At 53.7% G+C, this 20,669-nt stretch carries 18 protein-coding genes; 14 read left to right on the top strand and 4 right to left on the bottom strand.

Annotated features, from left to right (window positions below; translation table 11 throughout):
• Positions 1 to 26 precede the first annotated feature (26 nt).
• The 9 genes from AACY98_RS04905 (at position 27) to AACY98_RS04945 (ending at position 8,096) form a co-directional block, all read left to right on the top strand.
• Complete coding sequence (locus AACY98_RS04905) at positions 27 to 749, top strand: YebC/PmpR family DNA-binding transcriptional regulator (RefSeq protein WP_339802304.1); 723 nt, start codon at positions 27 to 29, stop codon at positions 747 to 749.
• Positions 750 to 797: 48 nt separating this feature from the next.
• Positions 798 to 2,084, top strand: a complete 1,287-nt coding sequence (gene purD / locus AACY98_RS04910) for a phosphoribosylamine--glycine ligase (RefSeq protein ID WP_339802307.1) — start codon at positions 798 to 800, stop codon at positions 2,082 to 2,084.
• The gene (gene hemF / locus AACY98_RS04915) at positions 2,074 to 3,009 is read left to right on the top strand and encodes an oxygen-dependent coproporphyrinogen oxidase (protein ID WP_339802310.1); all 936 of its coding nucleotides are present in this window, start codon (positions 2,074 to 2,076) and stop codon (positions 3,007 to 3,009) included. The genes purD and hemF overlap by 11 nt, the downstream gene beginning before the upstream one ends.
• The gene (gene nadD, locus AACY98_RS04920) at positions 3,006 to 3,650 is read left to right on the top strand and encodes a nicotinate (nicotinamide) nucleotide adenylyltransferase (protein WP_339802313.1); all 645 of its coding nucleotides are present in this window, start codon (positions 3,006 to 3,008) and stop codon (positions 3,648 to 3,650) included. Before hemF ends, nadD begins: the two co-directional genes overlap by 4 nt.
• A gap of 15 nt (positions 3,651 to 3,665) precedes the next feature.
• Positions 3,666 to 4,295, top strand: a complete 630-nt coding sequence (gene rsfS, locus AACY98_RS04925) for a ribosome silencing factor (protein WP_339802315.1) — start codon at positions 3,666 to 3,668, stop codon at positions 4,293 to 4,295.
• Positions 4,296 to 4,332: 37 nt separating this feature from the next.
• On the top strand, positions 4,333 to 4,812 hold the full coding sequence (gene rlmH, locus AACY98_RS04930; protein ID WP_339802318.1) for a 23S rRNA (pseudouridine(1915)-N(3))-methyltransferase RlmH: 480 nt from the start codon (positions 4,333 to 4,335) through the stop codon (positions 4,810 to 4,812).
• 108 nt (positions 4,813 to 4,920) lie between these two features.
• Complete coding sequence (locus tag AACY98_RS04935; RefSeq protein WP_339802321.1) at positions 4,921 to 5,541, top strand: Maf family protein; 621 nt, start codon at positions 4,921 to 4,923, stop codon at positions 5,539 to 5,541.
• A 10-nt stretch (positions 5,542 to 5,551) separates the two neighbouring features.
• Complete coding sequence (gene rng, locus AACY98_RS04940; RefSeq protein WP_126978107.1) at positions 5,552 to 7,021, top strand: ribonuclease G; 1,470 nt, start codon at positions 5,552 to 5,554, stop codon at positions 7,019 to 7,021.
• Positions 7,022 to 7,133: 112 nt separating this feature from the next.
• Positions 7,134 to 8,096: a threo-3-hydroxy-L-aspartate ammonia-lyase gene (locus AACY98_RS04945; RefSeq protein ID WP_126978105.1), complete on the top strand. Its 963-nt coding sequence runs from the start codon at positions 7,134 to 7,136 to the stop codon at positions 8,094 to 8,096.
• Positions 8,097 to 8,147: 51 nt separating this feature from the next.
• Here AACY98_RS04945 and ruvC read toward each other — a convergent pair whose 3' ends face one another.
• The 3 genes from ruvC to AACY98_RS04960 all read right to left on the bottom strand — a co-directional run bounded on the left by ruvC (position 8,148) and on the right by AACY98_RS04960 (position 10,719).
• The gene (gene ruvC, locus AACY98_RS04950; RefSeq protein ID WP_126978556.1) at positions 8,148 to 8,696 is read right to left on the bottom strand and encodes a crossover junction endodeoxyribonuclease RuvC; all 549 of its coding nucleotides are present in this window, start codon (positions 8,694 to 8,696) and stop codon (positions 8,148 to 8,150) included.
• Positions 8,697 to 8,705: 9 nt separating this feature from the next.
• Positions 8,706 to 9,302, bottom strand: a complete 597-nt coding sequence (locus AACY98_RS04955; protein WP_339802325.1) for an NMCC_0638 family (lipo)protein — start codon at positions 9,300 to 9,302, stop codon at positions 8,706 to 8,708.
• A 151-nt stretch (positions 9,303 to 9,453) separates the two neighbouring features.
• Complete coding sequence (locus tag AACY98_RS04960; RefSeq protein ID WP_339802327.1) at positions 9,454 to 10,719, bottom strand: mechanosensitive ion channel family protein; 1,266 nt, start codon at positions 10,717 to 10,719, stop codon at positions 9,454 to 9,456.
• Between the two features lie 576 nt (positions 10,720 to 11,295).
• On the opposite strand from AACY98_RS04960, the gene acs reads away from it, so the two are divergent.
• The 3 genes from acs (at position 11,296) to AACY98_RS04975 (ending at position 17,749) form a co-directional block, all read left to right on the top strand.
• Positions 11,296 to 13,284: an acetate--CoA ligase gene (gene acs / locus AACY98_RS04965; RefSeq protein ID WP_339802330.1), complete on the top strand. Its 1,989-nt coding sequence runs from the start codon at positions 11,296 to 11,298 to the stop codon at positions 13,282 to 13,284.
• Positions 13,285 to 13,721: 437 nt separating this feature from the next.
• Complete coding sequence (locus tag AACY98_RS04970; protein WP_339802333.1) at positions 13,722 to 15,200, top strand: 3' terminal RNA ribose 2'-O-methyltransferase Hen1; 1,479 nt, start codon at positions 13,722 to 13,724, stop codon at positions 15,198 to 15,200.
• Positions 15,197 to 17,749 carry a polynucleotide kinase-phosphatase gene (locus tag AACY98_RS04975; RefSeq protein ID WP_339802335.1) on the top strand — a complete coding sequence of 851 codons (2,553 nt, stop codon included), beginning with the start codon at positions 15,197 to 15,199 and terminating at the stop codon, positions 17,747 to 17,749. Before AACY98_RS04970 ends, AACY98_RS04975 begins: the two co-directional genes overlap by 4 nt.
• Positions 17,750 to 17,838: 89 nt before the next feature.
• Here the strand turns inward: AACY98_RS04975 and AACY98_RS04980 are convergent, their stop codons facing one another.
• Entirely contained in the window at positions 17,839 to 18,738 is a 900-nt protein-coding gene (locus tag AACY98_RS04980; protein ID WP_338056640.1) for a YicC/YloC family endoribonuclease, read from the bottom strand.
• A 50-nt stretch (positions 18,739 to 18,788) separates the two neighbouring features.
• Between AACY98_RS04980 and AACY98_RS04985 the strand changes: the two genes are divergently transcribed.
• Complete coding sequence (locus tag AACY98_RS04985; RefSeq protein ID WP_126978091.1) at positions 18,789 to 19,688, top strand: serine/threonine protein kinase; 900 nt, start codon at positions 18,789 to 18,791, stop codon at positions 19,686 to 19,688.
• 12 nt (positions 19,689 to 19,700) lie between these two features.
• Positions 19,701 to 20,600, top strand: a complete 900-nt coding sequence (locus AACY98_RS04990) for a PP2C family protein-serine/threonine phosphatase (protein ID WP_338056639.1) — start codon at positions 19,701 to 19,703, stop codon at positions 20,598 to 20,600.
• The last annotated feature ends 69 nt before the right edge of the window (positions 20,601 to 20,669 follow it).

Genomic DNA, 20,669 nt, shown 5'->3' on the forward strand with positions numbered 1-20,669 from the left:
ACTGCATTAGCATAAGAGAGAATACCATGGCTGGACACAGCAAGTGGGCAAATATACAACATCGCAAGGGTCGCCAGGATGAAAAGCGCGGCAAAATCTGGAGCAAACTGATCCGCGAGATCATCGTGGCTGCGCGCACCGGCGGGGGGGACATGAATGCCAACCCGCGTCTGCGTCTGGCGGTAGATAAGGCCAAAGACGCGAATATGCCGATTGATACGATCAAGCGCAATATCGACAAAGCAACCGGCAACCTTGATGGCGTGCAATATGAAGAAATCCGTTATGAGGGTTATGGCATTGGCGGCGCAGCGCTGATCATTGACTGCATGACCGATAACCGTGTGCGTACTGTTGCTGAAGTGAGACATTTGCTGTCAAAATCAGGGGGTAACCTCGGGGCGACCGGGTCTGTGGCATTCCAGTTCAAGCATTGCGGACAGTTTTTGTTTGCTCCGGGTGCCGATGAAGACCGTATCATGGAAATCGCTCTGGAAGCCGGTGCAGAAGATGTCATCTCCGGAGACGATGGGGCCATTGAGGTTTTGTGTGCGCCGACAGATTTTGAAGCGGTCAGAGACGCTTTGGCCGGTGCCGGCGTTTTGCCTGATGCGGCAGAAGTGATATTGCGCCCTGAAAACAGTGTGGAACTCAGTGGCGATGATGCGGCAAAAATGCAAAAACTCATTGATGCGCTGGAAGACCTGGACGATGTGCAAGAGGTATATCACAATGCGGACTTTGCCTGAATTTTCCCCCAATTCATCAGGCGCGAATCAACTCAATAATGGATAACTATGAAAATATTAGTGATTGGATCAGGCGGGCGTGAGCACGCATTGGCTTGGAAGCTGGCACAGTCGCCATTGGTGCAACGCGTGTTTGTGGCTACAGGCAATGGCGGTACCGCACTGGCTTCACCTGAACTGGAAAATGTACCGATCACCGATTTTGCCGAGCTGGCAGATTTCTGCGTAGCGCAGCAGATTGAATTGACAGTCGTTGGGCCTGATGCGGCGCTGGCCGAAGGGGTGGTGAACTTGTTTCAAAGCCGTGGGCTGCTGGTTTTTGGCCCCACCAAAGAAGCCGCGCAGCTTGAGTGGTCGAAAGACTTTTCCAAAGCTTTCATGAAGCGCCACCGCATTCCAACAGCGGCTTATGAAACTTTTACCGATGCGGCAGCAGCCCATGCTTATGTTGAGCAGCAGGGCGTACCGATTGTGATCAAGGCCGATGGACTGGCTGCGGGCAAAGGCGTGGTGGTTGCGGCGACTCTGGATGAAGCGCATGCAGCCATTGACAGCATGCTGCTGGACAATAAGTTTGGTGCTTCCGGCTCGCGCATTGTCATTGAAGAATTCATGGCAGGCGAAGAGGCCAGTTTTTTTGTCATCAGCGACGGCTATGAGTTTTTGACGCTGGCCACAGCCCAAGACCATAAGCGCCTGAACGATGGTGATACCGGCCCCAACACGGGTGGTATGGGGGCATATACCCCGGCACCGCTGGTAACGCCGGATATCCATGCCAAGGTAATTCAGCAGATTGTCCGCCCTACATTAAAAGGCATGGCTGCAGAAGGGCGGCCGTTCTGCGGTTTTCTGTATGTGGGCCTGATGATTGATGAAAACGGACAGCCGCGTGTGGTGGAGTTTAACTCCCGCATGGGGGACCCGGAAACGCAGCCGATCATGATGCGCCTGAAGTCGGACCTGGTACCTGTGTTGTTCAACGCCGCACAGGGCAAGCTGAAAGAGGAAACCGAACTGGAGTGGGATCACCGTTTTGCATTGACTGTGATACTGGCCTCACAAGGCTATCCTGAATCACCGCGCAAAGGCGATGTGATTACCGGCCTGCCGCTGCAGGCTTCTGATGATGTGGTGGTGTTTCACGCCGGCACGCAGTTGAAGGATGGTGCGTTACTGACCAATGGCGGCAGGGTGCTGTGTGTCACAGCGCTGGGCACATCATTGAAACAGGCGCAGCAGCGCGCTTATGAAGCGGTTGCCCATATCCGTTTTGACGGCATGCAGTATCGGCATGACATCGGCAACAAGGGAGTCAAGCGGCATGACAGCTGAACCGGGCATGCAAGCGGTGCCAACGCATGAGATCAAGGCGTGGCTGTTGTCTTTGCAGTTGCGCATTGTCAATGCGCTGGAGCAGGCAGATGGCGAGCCTTTCCTGATTGACGAATGGCAGCGTGCGCCCGGCGAAAAGCTGCAGGGTGGCGGCATTACCCGGCTGATAGAAAATGGCGGCCTGTTTGAACGTGGTGGCTGTAATTTCAGCCATGTGCAAGGGCAGACATTACCGCCTTCTGCTACGGCACAGCGGCCGGAACTGGCAGGCGCAGCGTACGAGGCCATGGGGGTGTCGATGGTATTGCATCCGCGTAACCCTTATGTACCTACGGTGCATATGAATGTGCGCATGATGTGTGCTTTGCCGGCGAACCGCGACCCGGTGGTATGGTTTGGCGGCGGCATGGATTTGACGCCTTACTACGGCTTTGAAGAAGATGCCGTGCATTTTCACCGCGTTAACCAGCAGGCGTTGCAGCCTTTTGGCGACGATAAATACCCGCGTTTTAAACGCTGGTGTGATGAGTACTTTTTCCTCAAACACCGCAACGAGGCGCGTGGCATTGGCGGTGTTTTTTTTGACGACTTTAATGAACTGGGTTTTGAGCAGAGCTGGCTGATGACCAAAGCGGTGGGCGATGCATTTTTGCAAGCCTATCTGCCAATTGTCGAGCGGCGCAGAAGCATGGCTTATGGTGAGGCAGAGCGGGCATTTCAAGCGCACCGCCGTGGACGTTATGTCGAGTTCAACCTGATCTGGGACCGGGGAACGCACTTTGGCCTGCAATCAGGCGGGCGCACGGAATCCATCCTGATGTCGATGCCGCCCGTTGCCAGTTGGGCTTACCAGTATCAGCCTGCCGCAGGGACGGCCGAAGCGCGGCTGTATACCGACTTTTTACCTGTGCGCGACTGGGTATGAACAGCACCCAGCCTGCGGCCAACCGGCGGGTCGCCATGTACGGTGGTGCATTTGACCCGGTGCATCTGACGCACCTGAAACTGGCCCGCTGCGTAACGCAAGCGTTGCATCTGGAGCAGTTGCTTTGGGTGCCCACCGGAGATGCCTGGCATAAAAACCATGTGCTGACGACGGCACAGCATCGTGTGGCCATGCTCAGGCTGGCATTTCAGGATGAGCCTGAAGCCCTGGTACAGAAATGGGTGATCAGCACCAGCGAAATAGACCGTACCGGCCCCAGTTATACGGTAGATACGCTGGAGCAACTGCAACAGGCCAGCTCTGATGCGCAATGGTATGTGGTGATGGGGGCCGACCAGTTTGCCCTGTTTCATACCTGGAAGCGCTGGCAAGAGATTGCCAGCCGCTGTACACTGGCAGTGATTGGACGTGCCGGAATACCATTACAGGCTGATGCCGATGTCATGGGCCAGGCAAAATGGGTACATGTGCCATTTGCCGAGTCGGATGTATCATCCTCTGTCATCAGAGAACTGGCACATCAGGCGGCAGGCGGCTCACAGCAGGCGGCTGAGCGGCTTGCAGGCATGGTACCGGCACCGGTGATCGGTTATATTGAGCAACATCATCTTTATCAGTGAGGGAAAAAATTCTGCATGGATATTCGCAAATTGCAACGCGCTATTGTTGACGGACTGGAAAACATCAAAGCCCAGGATATTGTGGTATTCAATACCGAGCATCTAAGCCCTTTGTTTGAGCGTGTCATCATCGCCTCGGCCAATACCAACCGGCAAACCAAAGCGCTTGCCAGCAGTGTTCGCGAAATGGTCAAAGAGGCTGGCTATCCGGTCCCGCGCAGCGAAGGCGAAGAAAATGGCGAATGGATCATTGTGGACTGCGGCGATGCCGTGGTGCACATCATGCAGCCGACCATCCGTTCCTACTACCGGCTGGAAGAAATCTGGGGTGAAAAGCCGGTACGTGTGAAGCTGGTTTCGGACAAAAAAGCCGCACCAGCCAAGACGGCTCCCCGCAAAACAGTGGCATCGGGTGCAAAAACAGGTGCTACGGCGGTGAAGAGCGGTGCGGTCAAAAAAGCACCAGCTAAAAAAGCACCAGTTAAAAAAACATCGGCATCCAAAACCGCTCCGGCGAAAACGGTGAAAGTTGCCAAAACTACGGCGAAAAAGCCTGCGGCAAAAACATCTGCCCGCACGGGTGCTTCTCGGACTACTGCTCAGAAAACAGCAGTGAAGAAAACCGTGCGGAAAAAAGCGGATTAACCGGTCAGGTTGATCAAACATCGCATGGGTTGCTGACATGAAAATTCTGGTGGTTGCCGTGGGGCAGAAAATGCCTGACTGGGCTCAGGCAGCATCAGATGACTATTTCAAGCGCTTTCCGGCAGACTGGAAAGTTGAGATCAAAACCGTGAAGACCGAGCCGCGTACATCGGGGAAAACCGCGCCCGTATTAATGGCTGCGGAACGGGCGCGCATTGAGGCGGCTATCAGCACAGGAGCCCGGCATCCTTATGTGATTGCGCTGGATGAGCACGGCGTACGCCAGACGACGGTGCAACTGGCACAGTCACTGCAAAGCATTGACCGGCAGGGGCACGAAGCCGTGCTGCTGATTGGCGGTCCGGATGGGCTGGATGCCGGGTTGAAGAAGCAGGCCCAGGCGTTATGGCGCCTGTCCGATCTGACTTTGCCACACGCCATGGTGAGGGTGCTACTGGCCGAACAGCTTTACCGTGCATGGTCTATTCTGGCCGGGCATCCTTATCACCGCGAGTAGGTATACCATTGGCGGTGGGATTTGTGCGCTGGTCAGCATGATCCGCTATGATAAAGCGCCCGCTGATTATCCACAATCATGACATCTGCTTTGACAACTTCAACCTCCTTGGCAACATTTGATTTTATTTATCTGGCCTCTCAAAGTCCCAGACGCCGTGAGTTACTGGGGCAGATTGGCGTGCTCTATGAAATGCTGCTGCCGGACGCCCAGGAAGACGCTGAAAGCCTGGAAGCCATTGAGCCCCTGGAAGCCCCCGCAGTTTATGTGCAGCGGGTCACGCGGGCCAAATTACAGGCAGCGGTTCAGCGGCACAAACGGCACGGATTACCGGCAGCGCCGGTTTTGTGTGCAGATACCACGGTCGCGCTGGGCGCTACCATTTATGGCAAGCCTGAAAATGAAGCGGATGCCTGCCGAATTCTTTCCGAGCTTCAAAACGGCGTGCATCAGGTGCTGACGGCTGTCGCCGTAGCTATTCCGGGACAAGAAAACAAAGTGTGGCAGCGTTTAAGCACGTCCCATGTGAGGCTGGCGGCCATGTCTGCACAAGAAATCGAGCGTTATGTCCGCAGCGGCGAATCCATGGGTAAAGCCGGGGCATACGCCATACAGGGCCGCATGGCGGCTTTTGTCAGCCATATTGAAGGCTCTTATTCCGGAATTATGGGCTTACCTTTATACGAAACGGCACAACTGCTGGGTGCAGCAGGTGTCAAACACAGCTAAAACAATCACGATGCAGGAAATTTTAATCAACACCAGCCCTCAGGAAACCCGTGTCGCTGTCGTCGAAAATGGCGAAGCACAGGAACTGCATATTGAGCGCGAGCTCGAGCGCGGCCTGGTGGGCAATATCTATCTGGGCAAAGTGTCCCGCGTACTTCCGGGCATGCAGTCCGCTTTTGTCGATATCGGGCTGGAAAAGGCCGCATTTTTGCACGTGGCCGATGTCTGGCGCCCGCATGTGGGGGCGGATGCATCGCAGGAAGTGCTGACGCCGATTGAAAAGCAGATTTTCCAGGGCCAATCGCTGCTGGTACAGGTGGTGAAAGACCCGATTGGTACCAAGGGTGCGCGGCTTTCAACGCAGATCAGCATTGCCGGGCGAATGCTGGTGTTGTTGCCGCAGGACCAGCATATCGGGGTTTCAACCCGTATTGAGTCTGCTGATCTGCGCGAGCAGTTGCGTGACCGACTGACGCAGATTGTGCAGGCGTATCCGGGTGAAGGCAACGGGTTTATTCTGCGTACCAATGCCGAAGATGCAACCGATGATGAGTTGCTGGATGATGTAACCTATCTGCGGCGTATTTGGGCGGTTATTGTGGAAAAGGCGAAAACCTCGCCTGCAGGCTCGTTACTGTATGAAGACCTGAATCTGCTGCGGCGGGTTCTGCGTGATCTGGTCACGGAAAATACCCGTGCCATCCGCATTGATTCCCGCTCCCGGTATGCGCAACTGCGCGAATTTGGCGAGCGCTACATGCCCGCCGCAACCGGAAAACTAGAGCTGTTTCAGGGAGATCGCCCGATTTTTGATTATTTTTCAATTGAAGATGCATTGCTCAAAGCCATGCAACGCCGTTTTGAACTGAAATCCGGTGGTTATCTGATCATTGACCAGACTGAGGCGCTGACAAGCATTGACGTGAATACCGGCGGCTATGTCGGGGCCAGAAACTTTGATGAAACCATTTTTAAAACCAACCTGGAGGCTGCCGGGGCCATTGCCCGCCAGTTGCGTTTGCGCAACCTGGGTGGAATCATCATCATTGATTTCATTGACATGATCAACGAAGAGCACCGGATGCAGGTGCTTGAAGAACTGCGCAAGCAGCTTGCGCATGACCGTGTCAAAACCACTGTGAGCGATTTTTCAGCGCTCGGGCTGGTCGAGATGACACGCAAGCGCACCCGCGAATCTTTATCGCATATGCTGTGCGAGGCCTGTCCAACCTGCCAGCGGCGCGGTGAGGTCAAGACCGCCCGGACCGTGTGTTATGAAATCCTGCGTGAAATTCTGCGTGAGTCGCGCCAGTTCAATCCCAAGGAATTCCGTGTAATTGCTTCACCCAAGGTCATTGAAACTTTTCTGGATGAGGAAAGCCAGCATCTTGCCGGGCTGTGTGAATACATCGGAAAACGTATTTCGCTGCAGGCAGAAAGCATTCTGACGCAGGAGCAGTATGATATTGTTTTACAATAACCGGCTGTGGACCTTGGGCTGCGGCTTGACCGCTTTTTTATAAACGGGGTATGCTACAGCATTATGCCCGTTTTGACAGAATTATTGATCAGTATAAAAAAGGAATGACGACATGCTGAATTTGCCAACATATGACGATGTAGTGCTTGCTGCCAAACGTTTAAGGGGGCATGCACATCGTACCCCTGTACTGAGCTCCAGTACGGCTAATCGTGATGTCAATGCGCAGATTTTTTTCAAATGTGAAAACCTGCAGCGCATGGGGGCGTTTAAATTTCGTGGCGCGTTCAACGCACTGTCCAACCTGAGCGATGAACAGCGCCGCGCCGGTGTGGTGGCATTTTCATCGGGCAATCATGCGCAGGCAGTTGCACTGGCTGGCCGGCTGCTTGGCATTGAGACAACCATTGTGATGCCCGAAGACGCGCCGCACTCCAAGATGGAAGCCACCCGCGGGTATGGCGCCACAGTGATTACGTATGACCGTTACACACAGGATCGTGAAGAAATTACCCGCAAACTGGCAGACGAAAAAGGGGCGGTAGTAATTCCGCCTTATGATCACCCGGATGTCATTGCCGGGCAGGGTACGGCAGCCAAGGAACTGCTGGAAAAAGTCGGCCCGCTGGATGTGATCATCACGCCTTTAGGCGGTGGTGGCCTGCTCAGCGGCACAGCGCTGGCAGCGCGGGCATTGGCACCGAATATCCAGGTGTTTGGTGTGGAGCCTGAGGCAGGCAATGATGGCCAGCAGTCGTTCAGATCCGGCTCCATTGTGCACATCGACACGCCCAAAACCATTGCCGATGGCGCACAGACCCAGCATCTGGGCCAGTACACCTACAACATCATCAAGCGTGATGTGAATGATATTTTCACGGCAACAGACGATGAACTGGTGGACTGCATGCGGTTTTTTGCCGAGCGCATGAAACTCATTGTGGAGCCTACAGGGTGTCTGGGGCTGGCAGCAGTGCGCAAGATGAAAGATCAGCTCAAAGGCCTGCGCATTGGCGTCATTATCAGCGGCGGCAATATTGATATCCAAAGGTTTTCCAGCCTGATACACGCATAACAGGCGCATGACTTTTCTCTGAAATAACGCATCGGATCACAGGGCGTATCTTTAATAGGTACGCCCTTTGGCATATTGGGCGAAGGTGCGGCGGTTAAGTTTGGCGGTTTGCGCCAGCTTGCTCATAGAGCCTCCGGCATGGGCATGGCAGATGGCAAGTGCCAGGGCATCTGCCGCGTCTTTGGAAGGGCGGCCAGGCAGATTCAGCAAACGCATGACCATTTCCTGCACCTGTTCCTTGCGTGCCTTGCCATGCCCGACGACGGCTTTTTTTAACTGCAAAGCGGTGTATTCTGCAACGGGCAGGTTGCACGCAACCAGCGCGGAAAGCAGCGCGCCCCGGGCCTGCCCGAGCATCAGGGTGGATTGCGGGTTGACATTGACAAATACGATTTCAATGGCGCTGACCTGCGGCTGATAGCGCTGCACAATTTCCTGAATTCCCTCGTACAGAACTTTGATGCGCCCGGGCAGGTTGCCCAGCTCCACATGGGTGGTGCTGACGGTGCCGCTGGCAACATAACTCAGTTTGCTGCCCTGTGCGTCCAGCACCCCAAAGCCTGTGCGTTGCAGGCCGGGGTCAATGCCCAGAATGCGAATGCTCATGGCTTATTTGCCGGTAATGGTGATCGATGCCATGCTTTGCGGCACCGCTTCTGGCGGATTGCTTGATGTGGACAGGATCAGCAGGATCTGGCGCGGTGCCTCAGGCAAAGTCCATGTGTAGCTTTGGTGGTGAATGACATTGCTCTCTACAATACGGTAGTCATCCTTGTATACAGATGACTGCATGTCGGCAGGTGCATCTGTGGCAATGGCTTGAAACTGGGTTTCTATCCGCGTGGTGTCTGCGCGCAGCGCATAAACAGAGCAAATGTCAACCTCGTCGGGTATGGCAATGACGTAGGTGCCGCCCATGCCCGATATCGGCCACGCTTTTCCTGGTATGCCCTGCAGAAAATACTCGGCCTTGTAAGGCTCCAGCGGCGGCTGGTTTTGCAGTTGCTGGCGCAGTGTATCAAGCTGCACAATATGCTGGACGCACAATTGGTTGTAAAGCCTGATGAACGCGTCAGCCTGTTGTTGCAGAGAGTTTTCGGGTGCAGATGGCTGTTCTGTGCTTGCTGTGGCGGGCGTTGTCTGTGCCAACGCAGTGCTAGCCCACAGCACAGATAAGGCCAATACAATGGAAACATGGCGGCGCATCTTAAAACTCCTTGCTTCTATGCCTGCAGCATATGATGATGGGGGAAATCATAGCGCAAGTTGGCAATAGCGGTTTGGTCAGGGTGTAAAGCAGCTGCACCGTATGGCCTGCATAGTGGCCGCGGACGGTAGCCGCCTGTGTGTTTTATGGCTATCCTGTAGTGGTTGTTGTTTCATGCGCTACGGGCGACATCGTGCCAGCCAGCAGCGACAGGTCATGCCCCGATGGCTGTTGGTAGGCTCGCAGGCCAAACTCGGACAATACGGAAAACAGGTGGTCAAAAATATCCCCCTGTATGCCTTCATATTCGGCCCAGGCAGTGGTATTGGTAAAACAATAGATCTCCATTGGAATACCTTCGGCCTGTGGCGCCAGTTGCCGCACCATGCAGGTCATGGTCTGATTGATGCGTGGGTGTGATTTCAGATAGGCCAGCGCGTAGGCACGGAAGGTGCCCAGGTTGGTCAGGCGGCGGCGGTTTGCCTGCATCTGGGCATCTTCCCCCAGGTTGGAGTTATAGGTATCAATTTCGACCTGTTTATCGGCCAGGTAACCTTTCAGAACACGCAGGTGGCACAGGTGATCGAACTGCGTTGGCGCGACAAAACCGACGCTGCTGATGTCAATATATAACGAGCGCTTGATACGCCGTCCGCCTGACTCCTGCATACCGCGCCAGTTTTTGAAGCTTTCCTGCATAAAGCGCCAGGTCGGAATGGAGGTGACGGTTTTGTCCCAGTTCTGCACCTTAACGACCTGCAGCGCAATGTCGATTACATCACCATCTGCGCCTACCTGCGGCATTTCAATCCAGTCGCCTACCCGCAATGTGTCGTTGGAGGATAACTGTACGCCGGCAACAAAAGAAAGAATGGTGTCTTTGAACACCAGCATGGTGATGGCGGACATGGCACCCAAACCGGAGAGCAGGATCACCGGCGAGCGGTTGATCAGTACCGCAATGATGCAGATGGCACCCAATATGAATATAGCCAACTGGGCCAATTGCACATAGCTCTTGATAGAGCGCAGGCGCATGTCTTCTTTATGAGTGAAGTAAGTCGTAATAGCTTCCAGATAGACGGAAATGGTCAGCATGCCATATAACAGCGTCATGGCCGTGGCAATGTTACGTACGATCTGAACAAACGATTCTGCCAGGTTGGGGATCAGGGTGATGCCGACCTGGATGATGATCCAAGGCAGGATTTTTGCGATTTTTTTGATGACTTCCGGATCTGCCAGCGTACTGATGAAGGCGGTTGTACTGCGGGTCAGGCGTTTTGCAGCGTAACCCAGTATCTGGCGAAAGACATAATAGGCCAGCAGTGCAACGATAAACAGAACACCGACGTTGAGGATGATGACAGGCAGTGTGTTTTCTGTAGAGAATAAAGTACGTAATTGATCAAGCATGGGTGATGATGTGATCCCTATCAAAAAAGTCGTGGCGGATGTATTGCCGATTAATTGCTGGTGCAGTGGCAATGCTTGAATACCGGCAGAAAATTACCGGTTTTACAAAAGTCTGTGCAGACAGGGTTTTATGGCGTAGCAATGTATGCCTGCCTTTTAATCATAACATTATCGGAAGATGCATGCCTTCGCAGCATATTCAATCGATCATGAAGCTGCGGCAAAAATAAACGCGGCCTAATCATCGAATGCAGATATCGAGGCATATAAGGCAAACCCTAATAAGCTTTTGTGATAAAAGCATTTTGAAACGCGTTCAAGATGATGCCCTGATGCGCGATACCGCTTTGAATTCTATCGGTTTGTGTGGTGCATAAAACAGCCAGGGTACTGGTGATGCAAGCTTTTACGACCGGGTGATTGATCAGGGCAGAGGTTTTGACAGGAATCAACTTATTAGGGAATATCCTCAGTTTTCAGCGATGAAACCGTGTGTAGGAGAGTATACAATCGATATGTTATCCTCTGAATAAAAAAGGCACCGGATATTTCTCATTGATAAGGAGACAGAACGATATGAATAACAGCATCGAGTCTACATTGGTAGAAGATCGCATTTTTAATCCATCAAAAGAGGTTGTAGCTCAGGCGCGCATCAGCGGCATGCCTGCCTATCAGGAACTTTGTAAACAAGCCAATGAGAATCCGGATGAATTCTGGGCTAAACTGGCCAAAGAGCATTTGAACTGGGACAAACCTTTCACCAGGGTTCTGGATGAAAGTCAGGCCCCGTTTTATAAATGGTTCGATGATGGCATGCTGAATGCATCGGCCAACTGCCTGGACCGCCATCTGGGTACGCCAACTGAAAAAAAAGTTGCAATTATTTTTGAAAATGATGATGGCGAAGTTACCAAACTGACTTATCGAGACCTGTACGAAAAAGTTTGCCAACTGGCCAATGCTCTGTCGGCCAGCGGCATTCAAAAGGGTGACCGGGTCATTATCTACATGCCGATGACGGTGGAAGGCATTGTGGCCATGCAGGCCTGTGCCCGCATCGGGGCAACGCACTCGGTCGTGTTTGGCGGTTTTTCCGCACGCAGTCTGCATGAGCGTATTCAGGATGCCGGTGCGGTGGCGGTTATGACTACCAACTTCCAGCGCCGTGGCGGCAAATCATTGCCGCTGAAATCCATTGTGGATGATGCGCTGGATATGGGCGGGTGCGACAGTGTCAAACAGGTGATTGTGCATCAGCGAACAGATGACAAAACGGTGATGAAAGAAGGCCGTGATGTCTGGTTGCACGATTTCCTGAAAGGCCACGCCAAAGAAAGTAAACCGGTTCCTGTAGAAGCCGAGCATCCGTTGTTTGTGCTGTATACATCGGGGTCTACCGGCAAGCCTAAAGGCGTGCAGCATTCTACGGCGGGTTATCTGCTGTGGGCCAAGGTCACCATGCTGTGGACATTTGATCTTAAAGATGAAGACGTTTACTGGTGTACTGCCGATATCGGCTGGATTACCGGGCACAGCTACGTGAACTATGGGCCGCTTTGCGCAGGTGCGACGCAGGTGGTGTTTGAAGGCATTCCAACCTATCCGGACGCGAGCCGTTTCTGGCAGATGATTGAGCGCCACAAGGTTTCTATTTTCTATACAGCGCCAACGGCGATCCGTTCATTGATCAAATCTTCTGATGCCGATCAAAAACTGCATCCGAAAAACTTTGATATGAGTTCGCTGCGTATTTTAGGCAGTGTGGGTGAGCCGATCAATCCGGAAGCCTGGATGTGGTTCTATGAGCAGGTTGGCGGCAAACGTTGTCCGATCATGGATACTTTCTGGCAAACCGAAAGTGGCGGGCATCTGATTACGCCGCTGCCGGGTGTGACGCCTTTGGTGCCAGGCTCGTGCACCTTGCCGCTGCCGGGTATTGACGCGGTTATTGTCGATGAAATCGGAGACGAAATGCCCAATGGCGAAGGCGGGCTGCTGGTGATTCGCCGTCCATGGCCAAGCATGATCCGCACCATCTGGGGTGACCCGGAACGGTTCAAGCGTTCCTACTTCCCGTCAGAGCTGGGTGGCAAGATCTACCTGGCAGGTGATGGTGCGGTGCGCAATAAGGACAATGGCTACTTCCGCATTACCGGCCGTATTGATGATGTGCTCAATGTGAGTGGCCACCGTCTGGGTACCATGGAAATTGAATCGGCACTGGTTGCACGTTCTGACATCGTGGCCGAAGCCGCAGTGGTTGGCCGTCCTGATGATGTCACCGGTGAAGCCATTGTGGCATTTGTGGTGCTCAAGGGAGAGATTCCCACAGGCGATGCTGCGCAGAAACTGGCGCAGGAACTGCGCAACTGGGTAGGCAAGGAAATTGGGCCGATCGCCAAGCCCAAGGATATCCGCTTTGGTGAAAACCTGCCCAAGACACGCAGCGGCAAAATCATGCGCCGTTTGCTGCGTGGCCTTGCCCGTGGTGAAACACTGGCGCAGGATACCAGCACGCTGGAAAACCCCGGCATTCTGGAACAGCTTTCACGCAATAACTGATATTTAGTTATAAATCTGCTGATATGGCCTGCCGTGATGCAGGCCATATTTTTTCATGTGGTCTTATTTGTGTGCCTTTTTGTCACACATGCATGTACTGTTCTTGTGCCGCCTGTGTGCATGCATATACAATACAGTCACCTTGTAAACAGCGGTGATGCTGTCTATGTATGGGCGTTACATTTTGGCATGGGGTTCTATACCATCACGGGTTAGATGCATATCCCCTTGCATGCCTTGCCATCCGTTGGCCAAACCGATCACTTCGTTATTCTGCTTGAACCGTATGTGTTGAAGCATTGCCATGCATCATGAGCGTGCAGTAGGCGTATACCTGATTGCGCTGTGTTGGCAGCCGGTTCATTTGCGCAATTGTCATGCAAAATCAGCGGTAGTGATCAAAGATAGCAAAATAAAGAAGTAAAGAAGAGGCAAAAATGCTTTTGAATATTACAACCACACACAGGCCGGCAACGGACATGGGGTATCTGCTTGGGAAGAATCCCGAGCGTTTGCAAACCTTTTCCATTCCCTTTGGAAAAGCACATGTGTTTTATCCACAGGCGGATGATGAATGCTGCTCGGTTGTCCTGTATGCCGATATTGATCCGGTCGGGCTGGTGCGCGGACGTGGCGAAGGTGACGGCGTGCTGGCACAGTATGTCAATGACCGGCCATATACAGCATCGTCTTTTCTGTCGGTTGCCATGGCCCGGGTATTTTCCAGTGCCCTGTCGGGGCGCAGTCGTGAACGGCCCGAGCTTGCATTGACAGCGATACCATTGCAGGCACATCTGCCGGTGATTCGTTGCCAGGCGGGTGAAGAAAAGCTCAGGGAGTGTTTTGAGCCGCTGGGGTATCAGGTTGATGTAACGCCGATTGTGCTGGATGCACAGTTTCCGCAATGGGGCGAAAGCAGCTATTTTGATTTGAAACTGTCGGCAACGATCAGGCTGTCAGATCTGCTGATGCACCTGTATGTGCTGCTGCCGGCAATTGATGGCAGCAAACACTATTACATTGGCGAAGATGAGGTGCAAAAGCTGATCGAAAAGGGCAGAGACTGGCTGCTGGACCATCCGCAACGCGAATGGATCATGAACCGCTATCTCAAGCGCCAGCGTTCGCTGGTGCATATGGCGCTGGAAAAACTGCTGGAAGATTCGCCGGATGTTTTGCTGGCCGATGAGCAGGCCCTTGAAGAAGAGGCAGACGATGTTGATGTGACAGCAGAGGGGCAGGAAACTGGAGGGCAGGAGGCGGTGCCGCAGAATGATGCTGCAACAGTGAACGGAGAACAGGCGCTGGAAAAACCATTGAGCCTGAATGCACAGCGCATGAACACCGTGGTGGATACGCTGGTGGCAGCCAATGTGCATTCGGTGGTTGACCTGGGTTGTGGCGAAGGGCGCCTGCTGCGCCATTTGCTGGGAAAACGCCAGTTTGAAAAACTGCTGGGGATTGATGTGTCAAACATAGTACTGGAGCGTGCATTCAGCAGGCTCAAGCTCGACCGCCTGCCGCCCATGAAGCGCAAACGCATTGAACTGGCGCAGGGCAGCCTGACTTACCGTGATGCGCGGTTGCAGGGTTTTGATGCCGCATGTGCGATTGAGGTAATTGAGCACATGGATGCAGAACGCATACCGGCGTTTGAACGGGCTTTGTTTGAGTATGCGCAGCCTCCGATGGTGATTGTGACCACGCCCAATGTGGAGTACAACGCGCGTTTTGAGGGGCTTGCCGATGATGCGTTAAGGCATAAGGACCACCGTTTTGAATGGACACGCTCAGAGTTTGAGCGTTGGGCCAATGACGTGTGTGAACGTTATGGTTATAGTGTGGAGTTTGTGCCGATCGGGCAGTTTGACCCTGAAGTAGGGGCACCCACACAGATGGGAGTCTTCCGCCGATGAAAACAATACAGATACCGGAATTGACATTGCTGGCGCTGATCGGCCCGTCGGGGTCGGGTAAATCCACTTTTGCCCGCCAGCATTTTCTGCCCACCGAAGTGATTTCTTCTGATTATTGCCGGGGGCTGGTCAGTGACGATGAAAACAACCAGCATTGCAGTAAAGATGCTTTTGATGTGCTGTACTATATTGCTGCTAAGCGGCTTGCCGCAGGCAAATTGGTGGTGGTGGATGCGACCAATGTACGCCCGGAGGATCGCAGGCAACTGGTTGCGCTGGCGCGGCAGTATCATGTACGGCCTTCGGCCATTGTATTTGACCTGCCGGAGCAGCTTTGCCATGAGCGCAACGCCAGCCGCCCGGATCGCGCTTTCGGGCCACATGTCATTCGCCAGCATATGAAAAGCCTGCACCGTTCGATGCGCGGGCTGGTGCGTGAGGGTTTCCGGCACATTGCCCATCTGAAAACCGAGGAGGAAGTCAACGCGGCGGTCATTGAGCGGCAAAAGCTGTGGAATGACAAGCGTGAAGAACATGGGCCGTTTGACATCATTGGTGATGTGCATGGCTGCTATGCTGAATTGCTTGCACTGCTGGAAAAGCTGGGTTATCAGGTAACAGGTGATGCAGACCTTTTGCAGGTACAGCCGCCCGCAGGGCGCAAAGCGGTGTTTGTGGGGGACCTGGTGGATCGCGGCCCCGATTCGCCTGCCGTGCTCAAGCTCGTGATGCACATGGTGCGCAATGGCACAGCGCTGTGTGTGCCGGGCAACCATGATGTCAAGCTGATGCGCAAACTGTGGGGCAAACAGGTCAAGCTCACACATGGCCTGGAAGAAACGATGCAGCAACTGGCGGCATACCCTGCAGAATTCCATACGGAAGTCGCCGATTTTCTGGAAAGCCTGGTCAGCCACTATGTTCTGGATGATGGACGGCTGGTAGTGGCGCACGCCGGGATGAAGGCAGAAATGCAGGGCCGTGCATCAGGCGAAGTCCGCTCCTTTGCCTTGTATGGCGAGACCACCGGCGAGGATGACGAATACGGGCTGCCGGTGCGTTATGACTGGGCCAATGACTACCGTGGCGATGCAATGGTAGTTTACGGGCATACGCCTTCTCCGCGTGCCGAATGGATCAACCGTACCCTTTGTGTCGATACCGGTTGTGTATTTGGCGGACATTTGACGGCGCTGCGCTATCCCGAGCGTGAAATTGTCAGCGTGCCCGCGTTGCAGGTGTATTATGAACCGGTGCGCCCGCTGGAAGAGCCCCAGACGCAGGCCGATACGCTGCGCGGGAGCTATGTGCTGGATATTGATGATGTACTGGGCAAGCGGCATATTCAGCCGCGCCTGGGTAACAGCATCACTATCCGTGAAGCGCAGGCGCGTGCGGCACTGGAGGTCATGAGCCGCTTTGCCATGGACCCGCGCTGGCTGGTTTATCTGCCGCCGACCATGTCGCCACCGGCCACCTCGGCGCTGGCGCATTATCTGGAATACCCGACCGAGGCTTTTGATTACTACCGCCATGCAGGTGTGACGGAGCTGGTGTGTGAGGAAAAACACATGGGTTCGCGTGCGGTGATGGTTTTGTGCCGCGACGAGGAGGCTGTGCGCAGGCGGTTTGGGATAGAGGCGGGTGGCCGTGGAGCTGTTTATACCCGCACTGGCCGGGCTTTTTTCAATGACGCTGATCTGACTCGGCAAGTTTTGGAGAAAGCGGATAACGCCATGCAGGCCAGCGGGCTGTGGCAGAGTCTGCAAACCGACTGGATTGTTCTGGATATGGAGATTCTGCCCTGGTCGGCCAAGTCGGGGGAGCTGCTGCGGCAGCAATATGCGCCTACAGGGGCATCGGCATTGGCGAATCTGGGGGCAGTATCTCAATGGATGGAAATGGCCGCCGGGCGTGGCGTGCAAATGGGCGCTTTGCCGCAGGAGGTTTTGCAACGCAAAGATATGATTCAGCGTTATATCGATGAATATCGAAATTACTGCTGGGAGGTGAACAGTGTGGATGACCTGCGCCTGGCACCGTTTCAGATTCTGGCTTATGAGGGCAGGGTGGGAATGGATGCCGACCATCGCTGGCATCTGGACATGCTCGATCAGCTTTGTGCCGCGGACTTGCAGCTTTTCAAACCGACCGGCCGGCGTTTTGTCGACCTTTCAGACCCTGCAAGCGAGCAGGAGGCAACCTCCTGGTGGGAAGCACTCACCGGGGAGGGCCGGGGTGAAGGCATGGTTATCAAGCCGGTGGCGGGCATCGTCAAAGGTGAAAAAGGCCTGATGCAGCCTGCCATCAAATGTCGCGGGCGAGAATACCTGCGCATTATTTATGGCCCGACTTATTCAGAGCCGGAAAATCTGGAACGCTTGCGTAAGCGCGGGCTGGGGCTCAAGCGTGCCTTGGCACTGCGTGAGTTTGTATTGGGCTACGAGGCATTGCACCGTTTTGTTTCCAATGAGCCCCATTACCGGGTGCATGAATGCGTATTCGGTGTACTGGCGCTGGAGAGCGAGCCGGTCGATCCCCGTCTGTAAACGCATGGTGACAGCGGGGTGAAGGCTCGGCTATGCAGACTGAATGTTGTATAAATGCCGCAGATCGGCAAAATGGGATGAAACCAGGTTTATTCGATATTTTGCACCTGTTCGCGCATCTGCTCGATCAGCACTTTCATTTCAACCGAAATCTGCGTCAGTTCAATCGTGGCTGATTTGGAACCCAGGGTGTTGGCCTCGCGGTGCAACTCCTGGATGAGAAAATCCAGCCGTTTGCCGATTTCTCCGCCTTTAGCCAGCAATCGGTCAATTTCATCCAGATGGCTGGCCAGCCGGGTCAACTCTTCGGCCACGTCAATGCGCAACGCGAATGCGGTGGCCTCAGTCAGGGCGCGCTCCTGCACGCTGTCGGCAGAGAGTGTTTTAGACTGCGGGTCGGCCTGCTGCATGATCTGCTGCCAGCGTTCCAGAAAACGCTGGCGCTGCTGTTCCACCAGTTGTGGAATCAGCGGCCCTGCTTGTGCGGCCAGGGCGCGCAGTTTGACCACACGCTCACTGAGGCTTTGTCCGAGTTTTTTGCCTTCGCGCTCACGCGCATGCATCAACTGATCAAGCGATTTCTGCGCCAGTTGCAGGATTTGCTCCTGCATATTTTCCAACGGAGCGGGATGTTGTGCCAGACGTAAAACATCAGTCACACTCAGGGATCTCACATCTGGCAGCCAATTGCGTACAATATCGCTAAGCCGTGCCAGGTTTTGCAGTGTGGATACAGGAATTTGCCCTGTGATTTGGTCGGAAGTGTTTTCCAAGGAAATACGCGTTTCGACCTTACCGCGCTTGAGTTTGCTGGAAATCAACGTGCGCAACGTTGGTTCACAGGCTCGCAACTCATCTGGCAAACGAAAATTGAAATCGAGAAAACGGCTGTTAACTGAGCGGATTTCTATATGAATAACGGGCGCATTGGGTGCCGCAGCATTTTCTGCGGGGTTGGATTTTGAACAGGATGTTGCATAACCTGTCATGCTGTAAATGGGCATGATTGTTTTAGAATGTAAAAAATAATATTGCCATTATGACAAAGAATAAGCCTGCTGCATTACCTCCCGGTACGGCCTTACATGGTTATCAGATACTGCGCAGAATTGCCAGTGGCGGTTTTGGGATTGTTTATCACGCCATCGATAAGGACGGCACGCCTGTAGCCATCAAAGAATACATGCCTGCTTCACTGGCTGAGCGTCTGGAGGGTGAACGCTCGCCGCGGATTCTGCCGGAAAAAACCAAGCTGTACCGTCTGGGGCTGAAAAGTTTTTTTGAAGAGGGGCGGACACTGGCACAGATTGAACACCCCAGCGTGGTCAGTGTGCTGAATTTTTTCCTGGAAAACGATACTGTTTACATGGTGATGAACTACCTGGAAGGGGCCAACCTGCAGGATTTCATCATTACTGCTAAAAAAATGCGTAAAAAACAGGGTGTGCTGGGTGAGGCCACCATTGTTTCGCTGTTTGACGAGGTATTGCACGGGCTGCGTGTGGTGCACCAGCATAAGATGCTGCACCTGGACATCAAGCCGGCCAATATCTTCATTACCGATACGGATAAAGCGGTTCTGATCGACTTTGGTGCTGCCAGAGAGGTGATTGCCGATGAGGAAAAATTCATCCGCCCGATGTATACCCCTGGTTTTGCTGCACCTGAAATGTATCGCCGTGATGGCAATTTAGGCCCCTGGACTGACCTGTACGCCATTGGCAGTTGTATTTTTGCCTGTATGCTGGGTATCCCACCGGATGAGGCAACCAAACGGACTGAAAAAGACCGGATTCCGATGATGCTGACCAAACTTAAGGGCATTTATTCGGATCATCTGCTGGAACTGGTGAACTGGGCCATGTTGCTGGACCCGCTTTCCAGGCCACAGAGTGTGTTCAGTTTCCAGCGGGAACTTAATTATGCTGGAGTAAAGTAAGCGGTTTATCGCATGACCATGAGATTTTCTGTTTCAGAACTGAGTCAGCGTGGCGGACGTGCTAAAAACGAAGACCGCTCTGGCTACACGCAAACCGAGGAAAGCGCCCTGTTTATCCTGGCGGACGGCATGGGCGGGCATCCGGATGGGGAAATGGCGGCTGAAATTGCCGTGCGGGAAACCATTGAACTGTTCCACCGGGATGCGAAACCTGTTATTCATGATCCGGCGCTGTTTCTTTCTACCGCACTGCGTACCGCGCACCATCGAATCATTCGTTATGGTACCGAGCAGGGGTTGATGGATGTACCCCGCACCACGGCAGTTGCCTGCGTGCTGCAAAAAAACAAGATTTGGTGGGCCCACTGCGGAGACTCCCGTTTGTATCTGGTCAGGCAGGGGAAAATTCTGATCTGTACAACCGACCATTCTTATATCAAAAGCGGGCGCCAGCCATTTAAGATGGATGGCACGCTGGCTGCCGTTAACCGCAGCATGCTGTACGCCTGCCTGGGCAGTGCCACATTGCCCATGATTGAGGTTTCCGGCCCATTTGATCTGGTGCAGGGAGACCGCATTTTGCAGTGCTCAGATGGTTTGTGGGGCTCTGTGGATGATGAAGATATCCGCGATGTGCTGAGCATGAAATACGATATCGCCAAGGCGGTTTCCGTTTTGGTTGCCATGGCTTTGGATAAAGCCGGAAAATCCAGCGACAACGTGACGGTGATTGGTGTGGAATGGCAGCCCCACGAAATGCAACCAGAGGTTTCGCAGGAACAGGTTGCTGAGCCTGTGGAAAACGAACCGTCTTCTTCACCTTTTGCCAATAAGTTTCAGTTTGACGATGAGATAGACCAGTCGATCAACGAAATCAATGAGGCATTGCAGCGGACAAATCGTTCCGAATAGTTGATGCGGGCGGTTTGAAGTGTTTTAGACCCGTATCAGGTGCGGGTACCGCCAATGTGGCAGCATTTT

It is taken from the genome of Saezia sanguinis (genome assembly GCF_963921665.1).
Classification (GTDB): domain Bacteria; phylum Pseudomonadota; class Gammaproteobacteria; order Burkholderiales; family Burkholderiaceae_C; genus Saezia; species Saezia sanguinis.

What these genes read in the sequence shown, in the direction of transcription:
- AACY98_RS04905 (WP_339802304.1), top strand. Translation starts at nt 27, where the DNA reads ATGGCTGGACACAGCAAGTGGGCAAATATACAACATCGCAAGGGTCGC.
- purD (WP_339802307.1), top strand. Translation starts at nt 798, where the DNA reads ATGAAAATATTAGTGATTGGATCAGGCGGGCGTGAGCACGCATTGGCT.
- hemF (WP_339802310.1), top strand. Translation starts at nt 2,074, where the DNA reads ATGACAGCTGAACCGGGCATGCAAGCGGTGCCAACGCATGAGATCAAG.
- nadD (WP_339802313.1), top strand. Translation starts at nt 3,006, where the DNA reads ATGAACAGCACCCAGCCTGCGGCCAACCGGCGGGTCGCCATGTACGGT.
- rsfS (WP_339802315.1), top strand. Translation starts at nt 3,666, where the DNA reads ATGGATATTCGCAAATTGCAACGCGCTATTGTTGACGGACTGGAAAAC.
- rlmH (WP_339802318.1), top strand. Translation starts at nt 4,333, where the DNA reads ATGAAAATTCTGGTGGTTGCCGTGGGGCAGAAAATGCCTGACTGGGCT.
- rng (WP_126978107.1), top strand. Translation starts at nt 5,552, where the DNA reads ATGCAGGAAATTTTAATCAACACCAGCCCTCAGGAAACCCGTGTCGCT.
- AACY98_RS04945 (WP_126978105.1), top strand. Translation starts at nt 7,134, where the DNA reads ATGCTGAATTTGCCAACATATGACGATGTAGTGCTTGCTGCCAAACGT.
- AACY98_RS04955 (WP_339802325.1), bottom strand. Translation starts at nt 9,302, where the DNA reads ATGCGCCGCCATGTTTCCATTGTATTGGCCTTATCTGTGCTGTGGGCT.
- AACY98_RS04960 (WP_339802327.1), bottom strand. Translation starts at nt 10,719, where the DNA reads ATGCTTGATCAATTACGTACTTTATTCTCTACAGAAAACACACTGCCT.
- acs (WP_339802330.1), top strand. Translation starts at nt 11,296, where the DNA reads ATGAATAACAGCATCGAGTCTACATTGGTAGAAGATCGCATTTTTAAT.
- AACY98_RS04970 (WP_339802333.1), top strand. Translation starts at nt 13,722, where the DNA reads ATGCTTTTGAATATTACAACCACACACAGGCCGGCAACGGACATGGGG.
- AACY98_RS04975 (WP_339802335.1), top strand. Translation starts at nt 15,197, where the DNA reads ATGAAAACAATACAGATACCGGAATTGACATTGCTGGCGCTGATCGGC.
- AACY98_RS04980 (WP_338056640.1), bottom strand. Translation starts at nt 18,738, where the DNA reads ATGACAGGTTATGCAACATCCTGTTCAAAATCCAACCCCGCAGAAAAT.
- AACY98_RS04985 (WP_126978091.1), top strand. Translation starts at nt 18,789, where the DNA reads ATGACAAAGAATAAGCCTGCTGCATTACCTCCCGGTACGGCCTTACAT.
- AACY98_RS04990 (WP_338056639.1), top strand. Translation starts at nt 19,701, where the DNA reads ATGACCATGAGATTTTCTGTTTCAGAACTGAGTCAGCGTGGCGGACGT.